The organism is Thermoproteota archaeon (assembly GCA_003352285.1).
In the GTDB taxonomy this organism is placed as follows: domain Archaea; phylum Thermoproteota; class Nitrososphaeria; order Nitrososphaerales; family Nitrosopumilaceae; genus PXYB01.
Map to the genome: position 1 here is coordinate 573632 of QQVN01000005.1, position 13921 is coordinate 587552.

The 13921-nt window shown below is 32.5% G+C and carries 12 protein-coding genes and 1 tRNA gene; 5 read left to right on the top strand and 8 right to left on the bottom strand.

Annotation, left to right across the window (positions count from 1 at the left end; genetic code table 11):
* Positions 1–5: 5 nt before the first annotated feature.
* Genes DWQ18_09595 through DWQ18_09605 form a run of 3 tightly spaced genes read right to left on the bottom strand, consistent with a single transcriptional unit; the run spans position 6 to position 3612 of the window.
* Entirely contained in the window at positions 6–1856 is a 1851-nt protein-coding gene (locus tag DWQ18_09595; GenBank protein RDJ33376.1) for a molecular chaperone DnaK, read from the bottom strand.
* A gap of 12 nt (positions 1857–1868) precedes the next feature.
* A complete protein-coding gene (gene grpE / locus DWQ18_09600) occupies positions 1869–2438 on the bottom strand; it encodes a nucleotide exchange factor GrpE (GenBank protein ID RDJ33377.1) in 570 nt (189 codons plus the stop codon).
* Between the two features lie 34 nt (positions 2439–2472).
* Positions 2473–3612: a hypothetical protein gene (locus DWQ18_09605; protein RDJ33378.1), complete on the bottom strand. Its 1140-nt coding sequence runs from the start codon at positions 3610–3612 to the stop codon at positions 2473–2475.
* Between the two features lie 64 nt (positions 3613–3676).
* Here DWQ18_09605 and DWQ18_09610 point away from each other — a divergent pair, with 64 nt between their 5' ends.
* Together DWQ18_09610 and DWQ18_09615 are read left to right on the top strand one after the other, a co-directional pair.
* The gene (locus DWQ18_09610; protein RDJ33379.1) at positions 3677–4738 is read left to right on the top strand and encodes a DUF354 domain-containing protein; all 1062 of its coding nucleotides are present in this window, start codon (positions 3677–3679) and stop codon (positions 4736–4738) included.
* 38 nt (positions 4739–4776) lie between these two features.
* A tRNA-Gln gene (locus DWQ18_09615) sits at positions 4777–4849 on the top strand.
* 7 nt (positions 4850–4856) lie between these two features.
* On the opposite strand, the gene DWQ18_09620 is transcribed toward DWQ18_09615, so the two are convergent.
* Positions 4857–5621 carry an ABC transporter gene (locus DWQ18_09620; protein RDJ33380.1) on the bottom strand — a complete coding sequence of 255 codons (765 nt, stop codon included), beginning with the start codon at positions 5619–5621 and terminating at the stop codon, positions 4857–4859.
* The gene (locus tag DWQ18_09625) at positions 5602–6543 is read right to left on the bottom strand and encodes an ABC transporter ATP-binding protein (protein ID RDJ33381.1); all 942 of its coding nucleotides are present in this window, start codon (positions 6541–6543) and stop codon (positions 5602–5604) included. Before DWQ18_09625 ends, DWQ18_09620 begins: the two co-directional genes overlap by 20 nt.
* A gap of 71 nt (positions 6544–6614) precedes the next feature.
* Between DWQ18_09625 and DWQ18_09630 the strand changes: the two genes are divergently transcribed.
* The gene (locus DWQ18_09630; GenBank protein RDJ33382.1) at positions 6615–8012 is read left to right on the top strand and encodes a single-stranded DNA-binding protein; all 1398 of its coding nucleotides are present in this window, start codon (positions 6615–6617) and stop codon (positions 8010–8012) included.
* Here DWQ18_09630 and DWQ18_09635 read toward each other — a convergent pair.
* Together DWQ18_09635 and DWQ18_09640 are read right to left on the bottom strand one after the other, a co-directional pair.
* A complete protein-coding gene (locus DWQ18_09635; GenBank protein RDJ33383.1) occupies positions 8009–10762 on the bottom strand; it encodes an Lhr helicase in 2754 nt (917 codons plus the stop codon). The genes DWQ18_09630 and DWQ18_09635 overlap by 4 nt on opposite strands.
* 98 nt (positions 10763–10860) lie before the next feature.
* The gene (locus DWQ18_09640; protein ID RDJ33384.1) at positions 10861–11520 is read right to left on the bottom strand and encodes a recombinase RecA; all 660 of its coding nucleotides are present in this window, start codon (positions 11518–11520) and stop codon (positions 10861–10863) included.
* Positions 11521–11628: 108 nt separating this feature from the next.
* Here DWQ18_09640 and DWQ18_09645 point away from each other — a divergent pair, with 108 nt between their 5' ends.
* Together DWQ18_09645 and DWQ18_09650 are read left to right on the top strand one after the other, a co-directional pair.
* Positions 11629–11871 (top strand): ribonucleoprotein, encoded by a 243-nt coding sequence (locus tag DWQ18_09645; protein RDJ33470.1) that lies wholly within the window; start codon positions 11629–11631, stop codon positions 11869–11871.
* Positions 11872–11884: 13 nt separating this feature from the next.
* Positions 11885–13051 carry a methionine adenosyltransferase gene (locus DWQ18_09650; GenBank protein RDJ33385.1) on the top strand — a complete coding sequence of 389 codons (1167 nt, stop codon included), beginning with the start codon at positions 11885–11887 and terminating at the stop codon, positions 13049–13051.
* Here the strand turns inward: DWQ18_09650 and DWQ18_09655 are convergent.
* Entirely contained in the window at positions 13028–13882 is an 855-nt protein-coding gene (locus tag DWQ18_09655; GenBank protein RDJ33386.1) for an NAD-dependent epimerase/dehydratase family protein, read from the bottom strand. The two genes, DWQ18_09650 and DWQ18_09655, sit on opposite strands and share 24 nt — an antisense overlap.
* Between the last annotated feature and the right edge of the window lie 39 nt (positions 13883–13921).

The window sequence follows — 13921 nt, forward strand, 5'->3', positions numbered from 1 at the left end:
ATTAACTAATTTGATGTTTTTGAATCAGAGTTTTCTTTAGTTTGAGATGTGTCTTGATTCGTTTGTTGTTCATTATTTTGTGATTGTTCACCTGGAGGGGGAGAGACGTTTTTGTACAATTCGGTAGTTATTTCATTTACAATCGCTTTAAGGGCATCTAATTTGGATTTTAATTCTGTTGCATCCTTGTCAAGAACTTCTCGTACCTCTTTTATTGCATCAGTAACTTTGATACCTTGTTCTTGTGAGATTTTATCTTTAAGATCATGATTCACAAGTTTTTCAGTAGTATAGATATAACTTTCAGCTTCATTTCGTAGATCAATTTTTTCTTTTTTCTTTTTATCTTCGTCAGCAAATTTTTCCGCATCTTGACGTAATTTTTCAATTTCATCTTCAGATAATTTTGATGAAGATTCAATTGTGATCTTTGCTTCTTTCTGTGTACCTAAATCTTTCGCAGTTACGTTGATAATTCCGTTAGCATCAATATCAAATTTGACTTCTATCTGAGGAACTCCACGTGGTGCAGGCGGTAAATCAGTTAGATTAAAGCTTCCAAGAGATACATTATCAGCTGCCATAGGTCTTTCGCCTTGAACTACATGAATTGTAACTGCTGTTTGATTATCAGCTGCGGTAGTAAACACCTTGCTTTTTGAAGTTGGAATAGTTGTATTCCTTTCAATTAGTGGCTCTCTAACGCCTCCTAATGTTTCAATTCCCAAAGTTAATGGAGTAACATCTAGTAAAACTATATCACTTGTTACATCCCCTCCGATAATCCCTGCCTGAATTGCAGCGCCCATCGCTACTGCTTCCATAGGATCAACTCCAGATTCTGGCTCTTTACCTAACACTGTACCAACAAATTTTTTCACTAATGGAATTCTTGTTGGTCCTCCAACCATCACTATTTTTGAGATATCAGATTTTGTTAATTTTGCATCCTCAAGTGCTTTTTCTATTGAGGGTTTACATTTTTCAACGATTGGATTAATCAATTCCTCTAGTTTAGCTCTAGTTAATCTTAATTCAAGATTTTTTGAGCCAGATGATGGGTCATGAGCAATAAATGGTAAATTAATGTCAGTTTCCATTACAGTAGAAAGTTCAATCTTTGCTTTTTCTGCTGCTTCTCGTATTCTTGTCATTGCTGTATTATCAGATGATAAATCAATTCCTTCTTTTTTCTTGAATTGATCAACTACGTAATCAATTAGTATTTTATCCATATCAGTACCTCCTAATTGAGTATCTCCAGAAGTACTCATGACTTCAAATACACCTCCACCCATTTCCATTATAGTTACATCAAGAGTTCCTCCACCAAAATCAAAAACTAGAATTTTCATATCTTCTTTGGCTTTATCAAGACCAAATGCAAGTGACGCTGCCGTTGGTTCATTAATAATTCGAACAACATCTAAACCTGCTATAGTACCAGCATCTTTTGTAGCCTGACGTTGATTATCATCAAAATATGCAGGAACCGTGATTACTGCTTTTTCTACTTTATCTCCCGTGAATGCTTCTGCATCTTTTTTAATTTTTTGTAATATAAAGGCCGAAATTTGCTGTGGTTTGTACTCTTTATCACGAATTTTAAAAATATGATCTGTACCCATTTTTCTTTTTGCTGCAACAATTGTGTTAGCAGGATTTGTCACTGCTTGTCTACGTGCAGGTTCCCCAACAAGAAGATCTCCATCTTTAGAAAATGCAACTACCGAAGGGAAAGCTTTGCCACCAACAGTTGTACCTTCTGCAGCTGGTACAATGGTTGGTTTACCACCCATAATTACAGCAGCAGCCGAATTACTTGTTCCCAAATCGATACCAATAATTTTTGCCATTTTTTCACCTTGTCATTTTTGTTTTTTTGATATTTCTACTAATGTTGGCCTAATAACTCTATTATGAGAAATATATCCTTTCCTGATTTCTTTTGTAATTGTATCATCATCTAGTGAAGGATCCTCTCTGATCGCAATAGCTTCATGAAGATTGGGATCAAATATTTCTCCTAAGGCATCTATTGGCACTATACCATTTTTACTTAAGAGAGCATCCATATTTTTGAGAATTGAATCTAAACCGGTGGTTTCAATTTTATTTTCTGAATATGCATTCTTAGCTCGTATAAAATCATCATATATTTGCAAAAAATCTAGAATAAATTTATCCATAAGATTATTGATTGAATTTTTTATCTCGGTTTGGGATTTTTTTTCTAAATTTTGAAAATCAGCAAATACTCGTTTTAATTTATCTTCTAGATCAAGAGATTTTTGTTTTTCTTTGTTTAAGGAGTCTGTTAATTGCTCTAGAATTTCCGAAGCGTTAGATTCTTTTTCAGAGTTTTCCTTTTCTGTGGAAACAATATCATCGTCTTCTGAAAAATCTAGTTTTACTTCATTTTTATCATCTTCAGACATTCTAAATTAAATCTCGCCTCATTAGATAATATTCTTATTGAATTATTTCACATATTGGATTAGCTTTAATAATAATTAAATCACTGTCCTTTTTCTTTTTCTCAATATTTTCAAAATCTTCGACTGAACATGCCACAACAATTGTTGTTTTATCGCTATGAAATAGATCAAAGTTAGGATCTTCATATGCTTCAACGTCGCCTATATAATCACGCAGTCTTGCAGTCAAATTTTGTAGCATTTCTATTTTATCTCCACGCATTTCATGTTGATCCAAAGTCCATGAAATTGCAATTTTGGTCCTGCTAGCTTTCAAATCATTTTTCTTCAGGGTTGCACGAATCTCATCAATTAATCGTTTAATGTATCCGTCAATCCCTTTAATTCCACCATTAATGAGATACATCAAAGTATTTGCACCTTCAAAGGAAGTACCTAATGAGCGTAAATCATACAGCCCATTAATCATATCATCCAAAAAGATGTTTTGAAATTGATCTGATGATAGATCTGTTTTTGTAATTTCATCTTGTGCAAATTTACAGACTTCTAGTATGCTACATAGACTTGAAAATTGGGATAAAATATCAATTGCATGAAAATGTTCTGCTGAGGATAATGCAACAAATCTTTTAGGTTTTTTACCTGTTATCAAAAGTTCAGATAGTTTAGAATCTTCATTTCCATTAAATGATCCTATAACTGATGGTAGTTTATTGGCATCTACTACTGGGAAATAATAGTAGAAGATAGATTTACCAACTTCAAATCCTGTTACATGTTCCAATAGAGATATGTTTTCATTGTTTCCACCAAAACCTGTTGGCAAAGTGTAAATGATTGAACTGTTTTTTTTTAATGAAGAAGCGGCATCTTTGAATTTAGAATGAATTTCAGTTTTCGTATCTTGTCCTGTTTTTCGGATTCTTGGAGTAAAGAATAGATACTGAGCTTTAGAAATTGCCACATCTATTGGTTCCATTGCCAGCAATGGTTCATCCTCTTTAAGTGCTGAAACATTAGGATATGTTTTTGCAATTTCTGATTTTAGCGATATTGCAGATGGGGTAGATTCATCAATAATATGAACATCTGCTCCTTTAATTGCCATTTGGCAGGCTAGAGAATATCCTTCAGTACTCAAACCATATACAACTACTTTGGCTCCCCCCATACCTATGTGGTGGGTAATTAGACCAAGAAAAACTTATTGAAGTATCGAAATCTACCCAAAATGCTTGAAAATCTGGTTTGATATTCTAACACCTAAACAATTACTGTTTTTTGAGCCAATGATAAAGAAATTACGCAAAAATCATGACATTCTATGTACAACACGCAATTATAATGAAGTTACTTCTCTTGCACAAATCAGACATTTTCCCCTAAAAGTTGTAGGAAGACATGGTGGTGGCGAAAAATCTGAAAAGCTAAGAGCAAGCATTGAAAGAATGGCAGAATTATCAAAAATTATTGAAGACTATTCTCCAAATTGTGTTGTTAGTTTTTGTTCTCCTGAAGCAAGTAGAATATCTTTTGGTTTAGGGATTTATCATATTGTTTTTTCTGATTCGCCTCATGCGGATGCAGTGATGAAGTTATCATTACCTCTAATTCAGAAATTACTCATTCCATGGATTATTCCAAAAAATGAATTTACAAAATTTGGTATAAAAGAAAAAGACATAATTCAATATCGAGCAATCGATGCAGCATCAATTTCGAAGCGAGTAGTAGATAATAAAATAAAACTGCCGTATAATACATCAAAAAAAACAATTCTAGTTAGAATTGAAGAAGAATATGCAGCATATTCAAAAAAAAATAACATGATAATTCCTCTTGTGAAAGCCCTTCTAAAGAAATTTGGAGATGTCAACCTAGTAATTTCATGTAGATACCAATCGCAGGTAAAAAATTTAAGAAAAAATTTTGGAAATGACATTAAGATTTTAACAATGTCATATGATGGTAAGCAATTATTAGAAAATACGAGTGTGTTTATTGGTTCAGGAGGAACAATGACTGCGGAAGCTGCATTATTAGGTGTTCCTACAATTTCATTTAATGCAGTACCAAATTTTATTGAAGATTACTTGGTTAGAAGGAAGCTAGTGATCAGGGAAAGGAATCCAAATATTATTGCTAGAAAATCAGAAAAACTACTTTTAAATCAAATTAGTAAGAAACGGGCAAGAAATGAACTAGTGAAGATGGAAGATCCATTTGAAAAACTTGAACAAATAATTGAATTAAGAAAAAAACAGTCTAAGAAAGTTGGTAAAAATCATTCAAAATAGAAAATATCATTAAGGGATTAAAAATTCAGTTCTTCGTTAGCCCGATAGTGTAGAGGTCAAGCATAGGGGCCTTTGGAGCCCTTGACGGCAGTTCGAATCTGCCTCGGGCTATTTTTCTTCAAAAATCTAATTTTGTTAGCTGTCGCGTTGCAATGACAAATAATATACTTGCCAGAGTTACCAATATACCCATTTCAACAAGTACAAAACCTGTGATTGAACCAAATATTCCGGCCCTGATTATATCAACAAGATATGTTAATGGATTAATGTAAAATGCAGCAGCTAGAATTGGTGGTGCACCTGAAGCAGGATAAAATGCAGTGCTTACAAATGCAAAAAATAAAAACACAGTATTAATTATTACATTAAATCCCTCACTCGAGCGAAGTCTAGTAGAAATAATTGATGCTATAGAACCAAACAAAACAGAACCAGTGATTGCAGCAAAGATTAGAATTGGAATTGTAATAAAATTAAAATCAATGGATTGGAAAAAAATCGGAAATCCAACAAGAGCTATTAATGTTGCACTTATCATACCAACAATTCCAATTGTAAGTACGTTACTCAAAATATAGTGAACTCTAGTGAAAGGTCCTGACATGATTTGTTCAAACATACCGTGACGTCGATCATTCCAGATAATTATTCCAGAAACTAGTGTGCTATTCATTATGTTAAAACCAATCATACCAGTTGCAAGAAATGATGGATAGTCAAGATTTTTGTTTTCAAAAGGAACTGTATCAATTAATGATGTGTATGCAAATCCTGCGATGAAAATATAGATCAATGGAAAAACTACTTGCCAGATTAAGAATCCAGGATTTATAGAAATCGTCAGATTTCTATTAACTAATCTAATTATTGGATGAGTCATTGTTGTTTACCATTTTCAAGAATATATCTTCCAAGCTAGTAGGTATTGCAGATAGATTCTCAATGTCTATATTATTTTCATTAAGAATTTGAAGAGTTTTCATAAGGAGTAGTTCAGGTTTGTCAGAATGGATTGTGATTGTTGAACCAGAATTAAATTCAATTTTACATTCTTGTATATTTGAAAATAGTGAAGGTAATTCTTTTTTAATTGATGAAATTTGTATTTTAATAGTTTTTTGATTACCAAATTTTTTCTTTAAATCATCAGGAGAATCAATTGTCATAATTTTTCCTTTGTTTATTATTGCAATATTATCACAAAGATATTCAGCTTCCGTTAAAACATGGGTGGTATAAAATATAGTTAGACCTTCAGATGCCTTTTTTTTCAGGAAATTTAATAGATTTCTTCGTGCATATGGATCTAACCCAACTGTAGGTTCATCCAAAAACAACAACTCCATGTCATGTATGAATTCTCTTGCCAGTTGAACTCTACGTCTTTGTCCTATGGATAGATCTTCATTTTTTTTATGCCTGATTTCTTCTAGTTCAAAGTAAGAGATTAGTTCATTTGTTCGAATTTTTCTAATTTCTTTAGGAACATTCCACATCATTCCGTATTTTTCAATGGATTTTTCTACGGTCAAATTAGGCTCATAGCTTGGTTCCTGTAAAACAACACCAATTTTTTGTCGGACTTCCAATGGATTGTTTATGGCGTCTATGCCAAGGATTTGTAAGCTTCCTTCAGTTGGAGGAATTAAAGTGGTAAGTAACTTTATTGTAGTAGATTTTCCGGCACCGTTTGGACCCAAAAAACCAAAAATTTGTCCTGAATCAACATTAATGTCAATACCATCAACAGCATTTACAGAATTATACGATTTAGAAAGTGATTTTGCTTCAATACTGAACATGCTCAAACTGCGATCTTCTTACTAATGTAGTTAATGAAATTTTTATAGTACGAGAAAATATCACCTGATGATTGTCAGAATTTGAAAGTTTAATTGAAAAGTTATTGGAGCAAAAACCAGATCTTTCCAAAACAGATGTTGAAGAAATGATTAAACAGAAAAAAGAAAAGATTGGCGCAGGTTATTTGACAGACCAAGGTGCCTTGTTTTTAATTGCCTCGGATTATGGGATTACATTATCAGAACCACCAAAAACGGAAATGAATTTAAAAGATCTTTACGTGGGAGCGAAAGAAATTTCGTTACAAACAAGAGTTTTAAACATGTCACCAGCAAAACAATATTCAAGAAAAGATGGTTCTCCATTCTTTCTACGAACTATGACGGTTTATGATGGAGATTCAACTGCAAGTGTCAAGTTATGGGATGAAAAGGCAAAGCTTCCTGCAATTAATCAATTAAAGCCAGGAGATCTGATCAAGATAATCAAAGCGTATGTAAAGTCAGATTTTAATGGATTACCCACAATTAATGTAGGCTCAGGTTCTAGTATCGAATCTACAGACGAAGATAGTTCCATTCCATCTATTGAATCAATAACAAAAGATGTTAGTGAAATTCAAGAGGGACAAAAGGATCTAGTAGTTTCTGGTTTGTTGGATGGTCCTATTACTTCAATGCAGTTTACAAATTCTAGAGGACAACCTGGCAGTGCGCTTAGATTGAGATTGAAAGGAAAAGATGGTAATTCGACAAGAATCGTTCTTTGGGGTAAGAATGATGAGGACATTCCAAAAGTTGTTGCTCCCAATACTAAAGTACGATTATTGGGTACAAAGGTAAAAACTGGAACTCAGGGATTAGAAATTCATGGAAATGAATCCACAATCATGGATATTGAAGGAACTTCTGAAATAAAGCCCATTGTTACTAGAATTATTTCAATAACAACCAACGAATCAGGAAATAAAATGGTAATAGGTGTGGACAAAGAAAAAAATCTATTCAACATCACTGATTTTTCAGAAAATCTAAACCAATTCTCTGAAGGAGATATGATTGAGTGTATGCCTTCAAAGTTATTTGGCAATGCAATAACAGTTGATAGCGATTCATTTGTTAGAAGAGTGGATGATGATCCTTCTATTCCCACCAGAGAAAAGACGAGGACAAAAATTTCAGATGTGAAAGTTGGAGAATCATACTGCATAGAGGCAATTGTTTTAAAAATTCCGGAAAGACGTGAGATTCAGACAAAAACAGGAGAAATGGTTCTACTAGGAGAAATGTTTGTTGAAGATGATAGTGGACAAATTTGGGTTAAAGGATGGAGAAATCAAGCAAGACTAATTGACAAATGTAGTATCGGTGAAATAATTTCAATTACCGGAGTTAATGCAAAAGCTGGATTAGAAGGAAGAGTCGAACTTACACTTTCAGCATTTTCAACAATTAATAAAAAAAATTAAGAATCCCAAAATCCTCTATTCATTACATATTGTCTTTCTGCTTCATAGATTTGTTTATAGAGAATTTCATCATCAACCATATTACGTAAAATTCTGGCTGCAGTATCAACACCTATTCCATATCCAGAGAGTACTATCAAAGCTGTTTTTCCAAAATTTGCCAATAACGAAGAAGTTTTCCATGCGCGAGTGTATTTGTGTAATTCATCTTTGGTGAGTTTTTTTCCAGTGACTTTTTTTCGAATAATTTTTGGTAGATCGTGATCAGAGTAAAATGTGGCAGAAATTTGTTTACCTTTACAATATGGACAAGCTCGAATAGTTTCAACTTCATTGGTTTCAACAATTCTTTCCCATTTCCCACATCGTGCGCATACAAGCCTATGTTTTGTCTTAAAAAGACGCTTTTTCACTAGGTCAAGTACACCTTTATCGATATTTGCAGGGGATGAATAATATTTTGAAGTATGATCTAAAATTGGCTCAGATAGTTTAGAAAATTTATCTAATTCATACCAATGAATCTGAATTTCTTTATCTACTATTTTTTGAAGTGTTTTTTCTGTACCTGGTAAATCGTACTTGTCATGATATAATTCTCGTAATGCCTCTTTTACTAATGGAGTTTGAGAATATCTTTCATATAAGAATCTGGCAGATTTTCTATCATAAATGGCCTCTCTACCTACAACACCAAATTTCTTAGCTACACACCATGTTCTCCAATTTACATTGTGAGTACCAGATAATGAAGCAGTGACAATTGAATGAAGATCATAGTTATCAGTGATGACATTTCTAAACATTTCCTCATTTATTCTTGAACGAGATGTTAAAGCAATTCTATATGCATCGGATCTTGATTCTACAATATAGCCTAACATTGATGATAGCATTGAAGAAAGCAATGTAGCTAATGTGGAATTAATTTTTGTTCCAAAACATGCATGTATTACAATTGCACCTTGAGTTTTAACAGATTCAACAACAATGTTGTCTTCATTAGGAACTAAATCATAATTTAGTTTTGAGATTTCTTTATTTAGTAAAGACAGGGTACCGTGTTTTACTTTAGTTCTAAAATTCCCAACCTTTTTTGCCGTACTATAATCAATTGGAATATTTTCACCTTCCCAATATGGTACAGTCACACCACCTGAACGAAAAGGCTCAACATTTACAGATAATCCTTTTTCGTCAACGTTAAGAATTCTCCACTGAGAACCACGTAAAACAAATACATTTCCTGATTCGCCAAAATCCCCTACAAATCTTTGATCTAGAGTTCCAATAATTTTTTTACCTATTGAATCAAAAACTTTGAATTTTAGTATATCTGGAATTGTGGACAAATTTTCAAAGTAATATCTGAACGATTTTCCTTTTTTAATAAAAGTCATTTTTTCTCTATTGAAAAATAACAAAAAATTAGAATCTAAAAGTTCAATGACATTAACTAAATCCTCGAGAGTCAGATTTCTGTATGGGTATGCATTTGTTAGTAAACTAAATGCATCTTCAATACTAACCTCTCCAATTTGCATACTTAATCCTACAAGATGATGAGCTAAAACATCCAATGAACCATCATGAATTTTTTGCTCCTCTATGGATTGATCTTTTATTCTATCAAGAATTGCAGTTGCCTCAAACTCATCATCAGGATTATTTGTAATTATCATACCTTTTGCTGAAGAACTCCTGTTATGTTTACTACGTCCTATTCTTTGGACTAATTTGGAAACTTGTCTTGGAGATCCATAATGAATTACCAGTTCTATTGAACCAATATCTAGTCCTAATTCCAATGATGATGTACATACAACAATTCCGGATTTTCCATCTCTTAGTGATAATTCAGTTTCTTCACGCACATTTTTTGATAAGGAGCCGTGATGAAGCTCAATGTTTATAGAAGATTTTTCTTTTAGAATAGAAGCAAGAAACTCTGCCTCACCTCTAGTGTTTGTAAATAAGAGAACGGGAGATTTTAGATCTAATTTAGTAACATAGTAGATGATAAAAGTTGCAACATCAGATATAGTGCCTTCAATATAATTTACTTCTACATCATATTTTCGAACAGATGTGTCTTGAATTATTTTATATTTTCTTTTTGTTCCAACGACAAATTTGGCTGCATCTTCTATATTACCTACAGTAGCAGAAAGTCCTATTCTAGTAATCTCTTTAGATGAATTAAATTGCAAACGTTCTAAGCTAAGAGAAAGTTGAGTTCCTCTTTCACTAGAAAGTAATTCATGTACCTCATCAATAACTATCCATTCTAATGCTGATAAAGCGTCTAACATTTTTTTCTGAGTTAATAGAATTACTAAGGTTTCCGGAGTTGTAATTAAAACATCAGGTGGATTATTAGTTATTTTTCTTCGAGCAGTTTGTGTTGTATCTCCATGACGTATTTCTAGACTTAATTGATTAAACTCTGCATATCTAGTAATTCTTCTAAATACATCACGGTTTAATGCTCGTAATGGTGTAACATATAGAACCTTAATTTTTCCTAACGTTTTAGTATTTTTTACATGTTGAAAAATTGGTATTACAGAACACTCAGTTTTGCCAGAACCTGTGGGTGCAATAACTAATGAATCTTTTTTTTGAAAAATTATTGGTGTTGCTTTTTTTTGGATTTCTGTGAGCTCAGTAAACCCTAATTCTTTGAATGTAGAAAGGATTTCGTTATCAAGTAGTTGATTCTTCTGTTTGTCTTGTTCTAGCTCTTTCATATACCATCACGCCAACTAGGCCAAGGGCAAACAATATCACTGTAACTATAGGAATAGAATCAAAAATTCCTGCCATAATTTTATGATAATTTACAGGGTTAAATAGATTGATACGTTTCTTCTAATCCTTTTGCTGAAATTAAAAATGAAAAACTACCAGAATTTGATATGCTTTCTACATATCCAATGTGTTTTGAGTTTGATTTTGAGAGGCGAATTTTTACATGAGTAAAGAAGCTTATTGCTCTTGAAAGATTTTCAATATTTTTGTCTATGTTATGCCGCACTGTATTTGTTACTATTATAGGAATTTTTTTTTCTAGTGCTATAATAGATAGTTCATGCATGAAATTCATAAAAGAGATCGTTTTTTGAAGAGATTGTTCATCCTTTGAGTATTCAAATGAGAATAACTCACTGACGTTATCAATTATGATTAAACCATAATTGGATGTTGGTATATTTTTAAAATAATTTACTTGCTCGCTGGTGTTTGTAATTCTAGATACCATGATATTATCTAGTAATTTAACATTTATTTTTTGTAAATTCATAATTTCTAATAATCTCTCTGGTCTAAATTCACCAGTTGTATCTAAAAATAAAATTTTTTCATTACTACTGAGAAAATTAATTATTATCTGAAGTGCTAGTTGAGTCTTACCAGTACTACTTTCACCATAAATATCAATGATGTTACCATTTTTGATACCTCCACCCAAAATCTCATCTAATTTTTGCAATCCTGTACTAATCATTGTCTGAATATTTGATGATTTTATGAAAAATAAAGGAATCTCATTTCAAAATCTTAAGAGGCAAGGCTTTTATTCTGGATAACATCGTATGCAAAACAAGTGAATAATCTGTCTCAAACAAGTGCAAAAAGACCACTAACAACACTTCAAAAAAGTACTAAAAAGAAAGTCACGGTAAGACTGAAAAATGAAGTAGAGTATAAGGGGAAAATGGATAATGTTGATTCATACATGAATTTGATTATGACTGATGCAGAAGAGCTCCACGAAGACAAAGTGATTGCTAATTACGGCAGAGTTATCGTTAGAGGTAACAATGTTTTATTTATCAAATTAGAAAATGAACTCTAGTTAGGAGTTTATTATGACTAAAAATTTTCTGTTTACTTCTGAATCTGTGACTGAAGGACATCCGGACAAAATTTGTGACCAAATTTCAGATGCCATTCTCGATGAATACCTAAGGCAGGACCCGGACTCACGAGTAGCAGTTGAAACCATGACAACTACAGGATTTGTAGCAGTGGCAGGAGAGGTAACATCAAAAGCGAATTTTGGAAAAACCGAACAAGAGAGACTTGTAAGAAATACAATAAAAGAAATTGGATATGATGATCCAGACTTACTTTTTGATGCAGATTCCTGTGAAGTAATGCTTCGATTACATTCACAAAGTCCTGACATTAGTCAAGGAGTTACAGCTACCGCAGACAAGGATCAAGGGGCAGGAGATCAAGGGTTGATGTTTGGTTATGCATCAAATGAAACAGAAGAGCTAATGCCTTTACCTATACTTTTAGCTCATAAATTAACAAAAAAGTTATCAGAAGTAAGAAAGTCAAAAGAACTTCCATGGGTAAGACCTGACGGCAAATCTCAAGTTTCTGTACGATATGAAGATGATAAACCAAAAAGGATTGAAACAATTGTAGTTTCTACTCAACATGCTCCAAACATTTCAAACGATGAAATAACCAAATCAATAATTAACAAAGTAATAAAACCAGTTTGTAACGAATGGTGGAATGATCAGATAAAAATTCATGTAAATCCTACTGGGAAATTCGAAATAGGAGGTCCTCATGGTGATGCCGGTCTTACGGGTAGAAAAATTATTGTCGATACATATGGTGGATATGGAAGACATGGTGGTGGTGCTTTTTCAGGAAAAGATCCATCTAAAGTAGATAGATCCGCATGTTACATGTGTAGATATATTGCAAAAAATATTGTTGCCGCAGGTCTTGCTGATAGATGCGAAGTTCAAGTTGCCTATGCAATAGGAGTAGCTGATCCTGTTTCGTTAATGGTAAATACATTTGGAACAAATAAGATTCCTGAAGAAGATATTGAAAGTATTTCAAGAAAGCATTTTGATATGAGACCATCTGCCATTATCACTCAGCTAAATCTAAAAAGACCCATTTACAAAAAATCAGCTGCTTATGGTCATTTTGGCAGGAATGAACCTGAATTTGGATGGGAGAAAACGGATAAGGCAGATGTACTAAGAAAGACTGCTGGACTTTAAAATATTTCTAAAACTTTCAAATTCTAAATTAGATATCTGTTTTAATTTTTTTGAACTACCAATGAAGTTTCCCACCAGAATGTGTAGATCATCCACACCATATTGACTAGTAGGGTTTCTTATCGCATCACGATAAGCAATTTCAATATCAGTTTTTTTAATAATAGTTTTGGTAGAAGATACAAATAATTTCACAAATTTTTCATAAGAAATAATTTCAGATCCAACTAAATCCAGAAGTTTATTAGAATATTTTTTTGAAGTTGCTGCATAAAATAATATTTTGACTACATCATTAATAGAAATAGGCTGTAAAGGAAAATTTCCAGATCCTGGAATTTTTATCACTCCACTACGGATTTGTTTTTTTAGATTTTTTGATAAATGATCGCTGGTTCCAATAATGTATGAAGGTCGAAAAATGGTATAGTCTAAACCGGACTTGATAATTTCTTGCTCTGCAAGATATTTTGAGATAAAATAATCTGTGGTTGAGTTTTTTGACGCTCCTAATCCGCTATTAAAAATAATTTTTTTAATTTTTGCTTTTTTAGATATTTGTAGAATTTTTTTTGTAAGAAGAAAATTGATATCATGATAATTATTATCAAAGGTTTGCTTTCCAACACCTACTAGATGAACCATACATGAACAATTGATCAATTTTGAAGAAAGATCCTCTGAATAGTTTTTTGTGACTACTTTAATTTCATTTTTGTAAGTTAGGAAGTTTTTTCTTCCTATGGCAACTACCGGAATATTTTGCTTGGAGAGAAATTTTCTTAAATTTTTGCCAACAAATCCGGTAGCTCCAGTAATTGCAATTTTCATTATAACGTATCATTAATGCCTGTTTGTTAAATTTTTGGA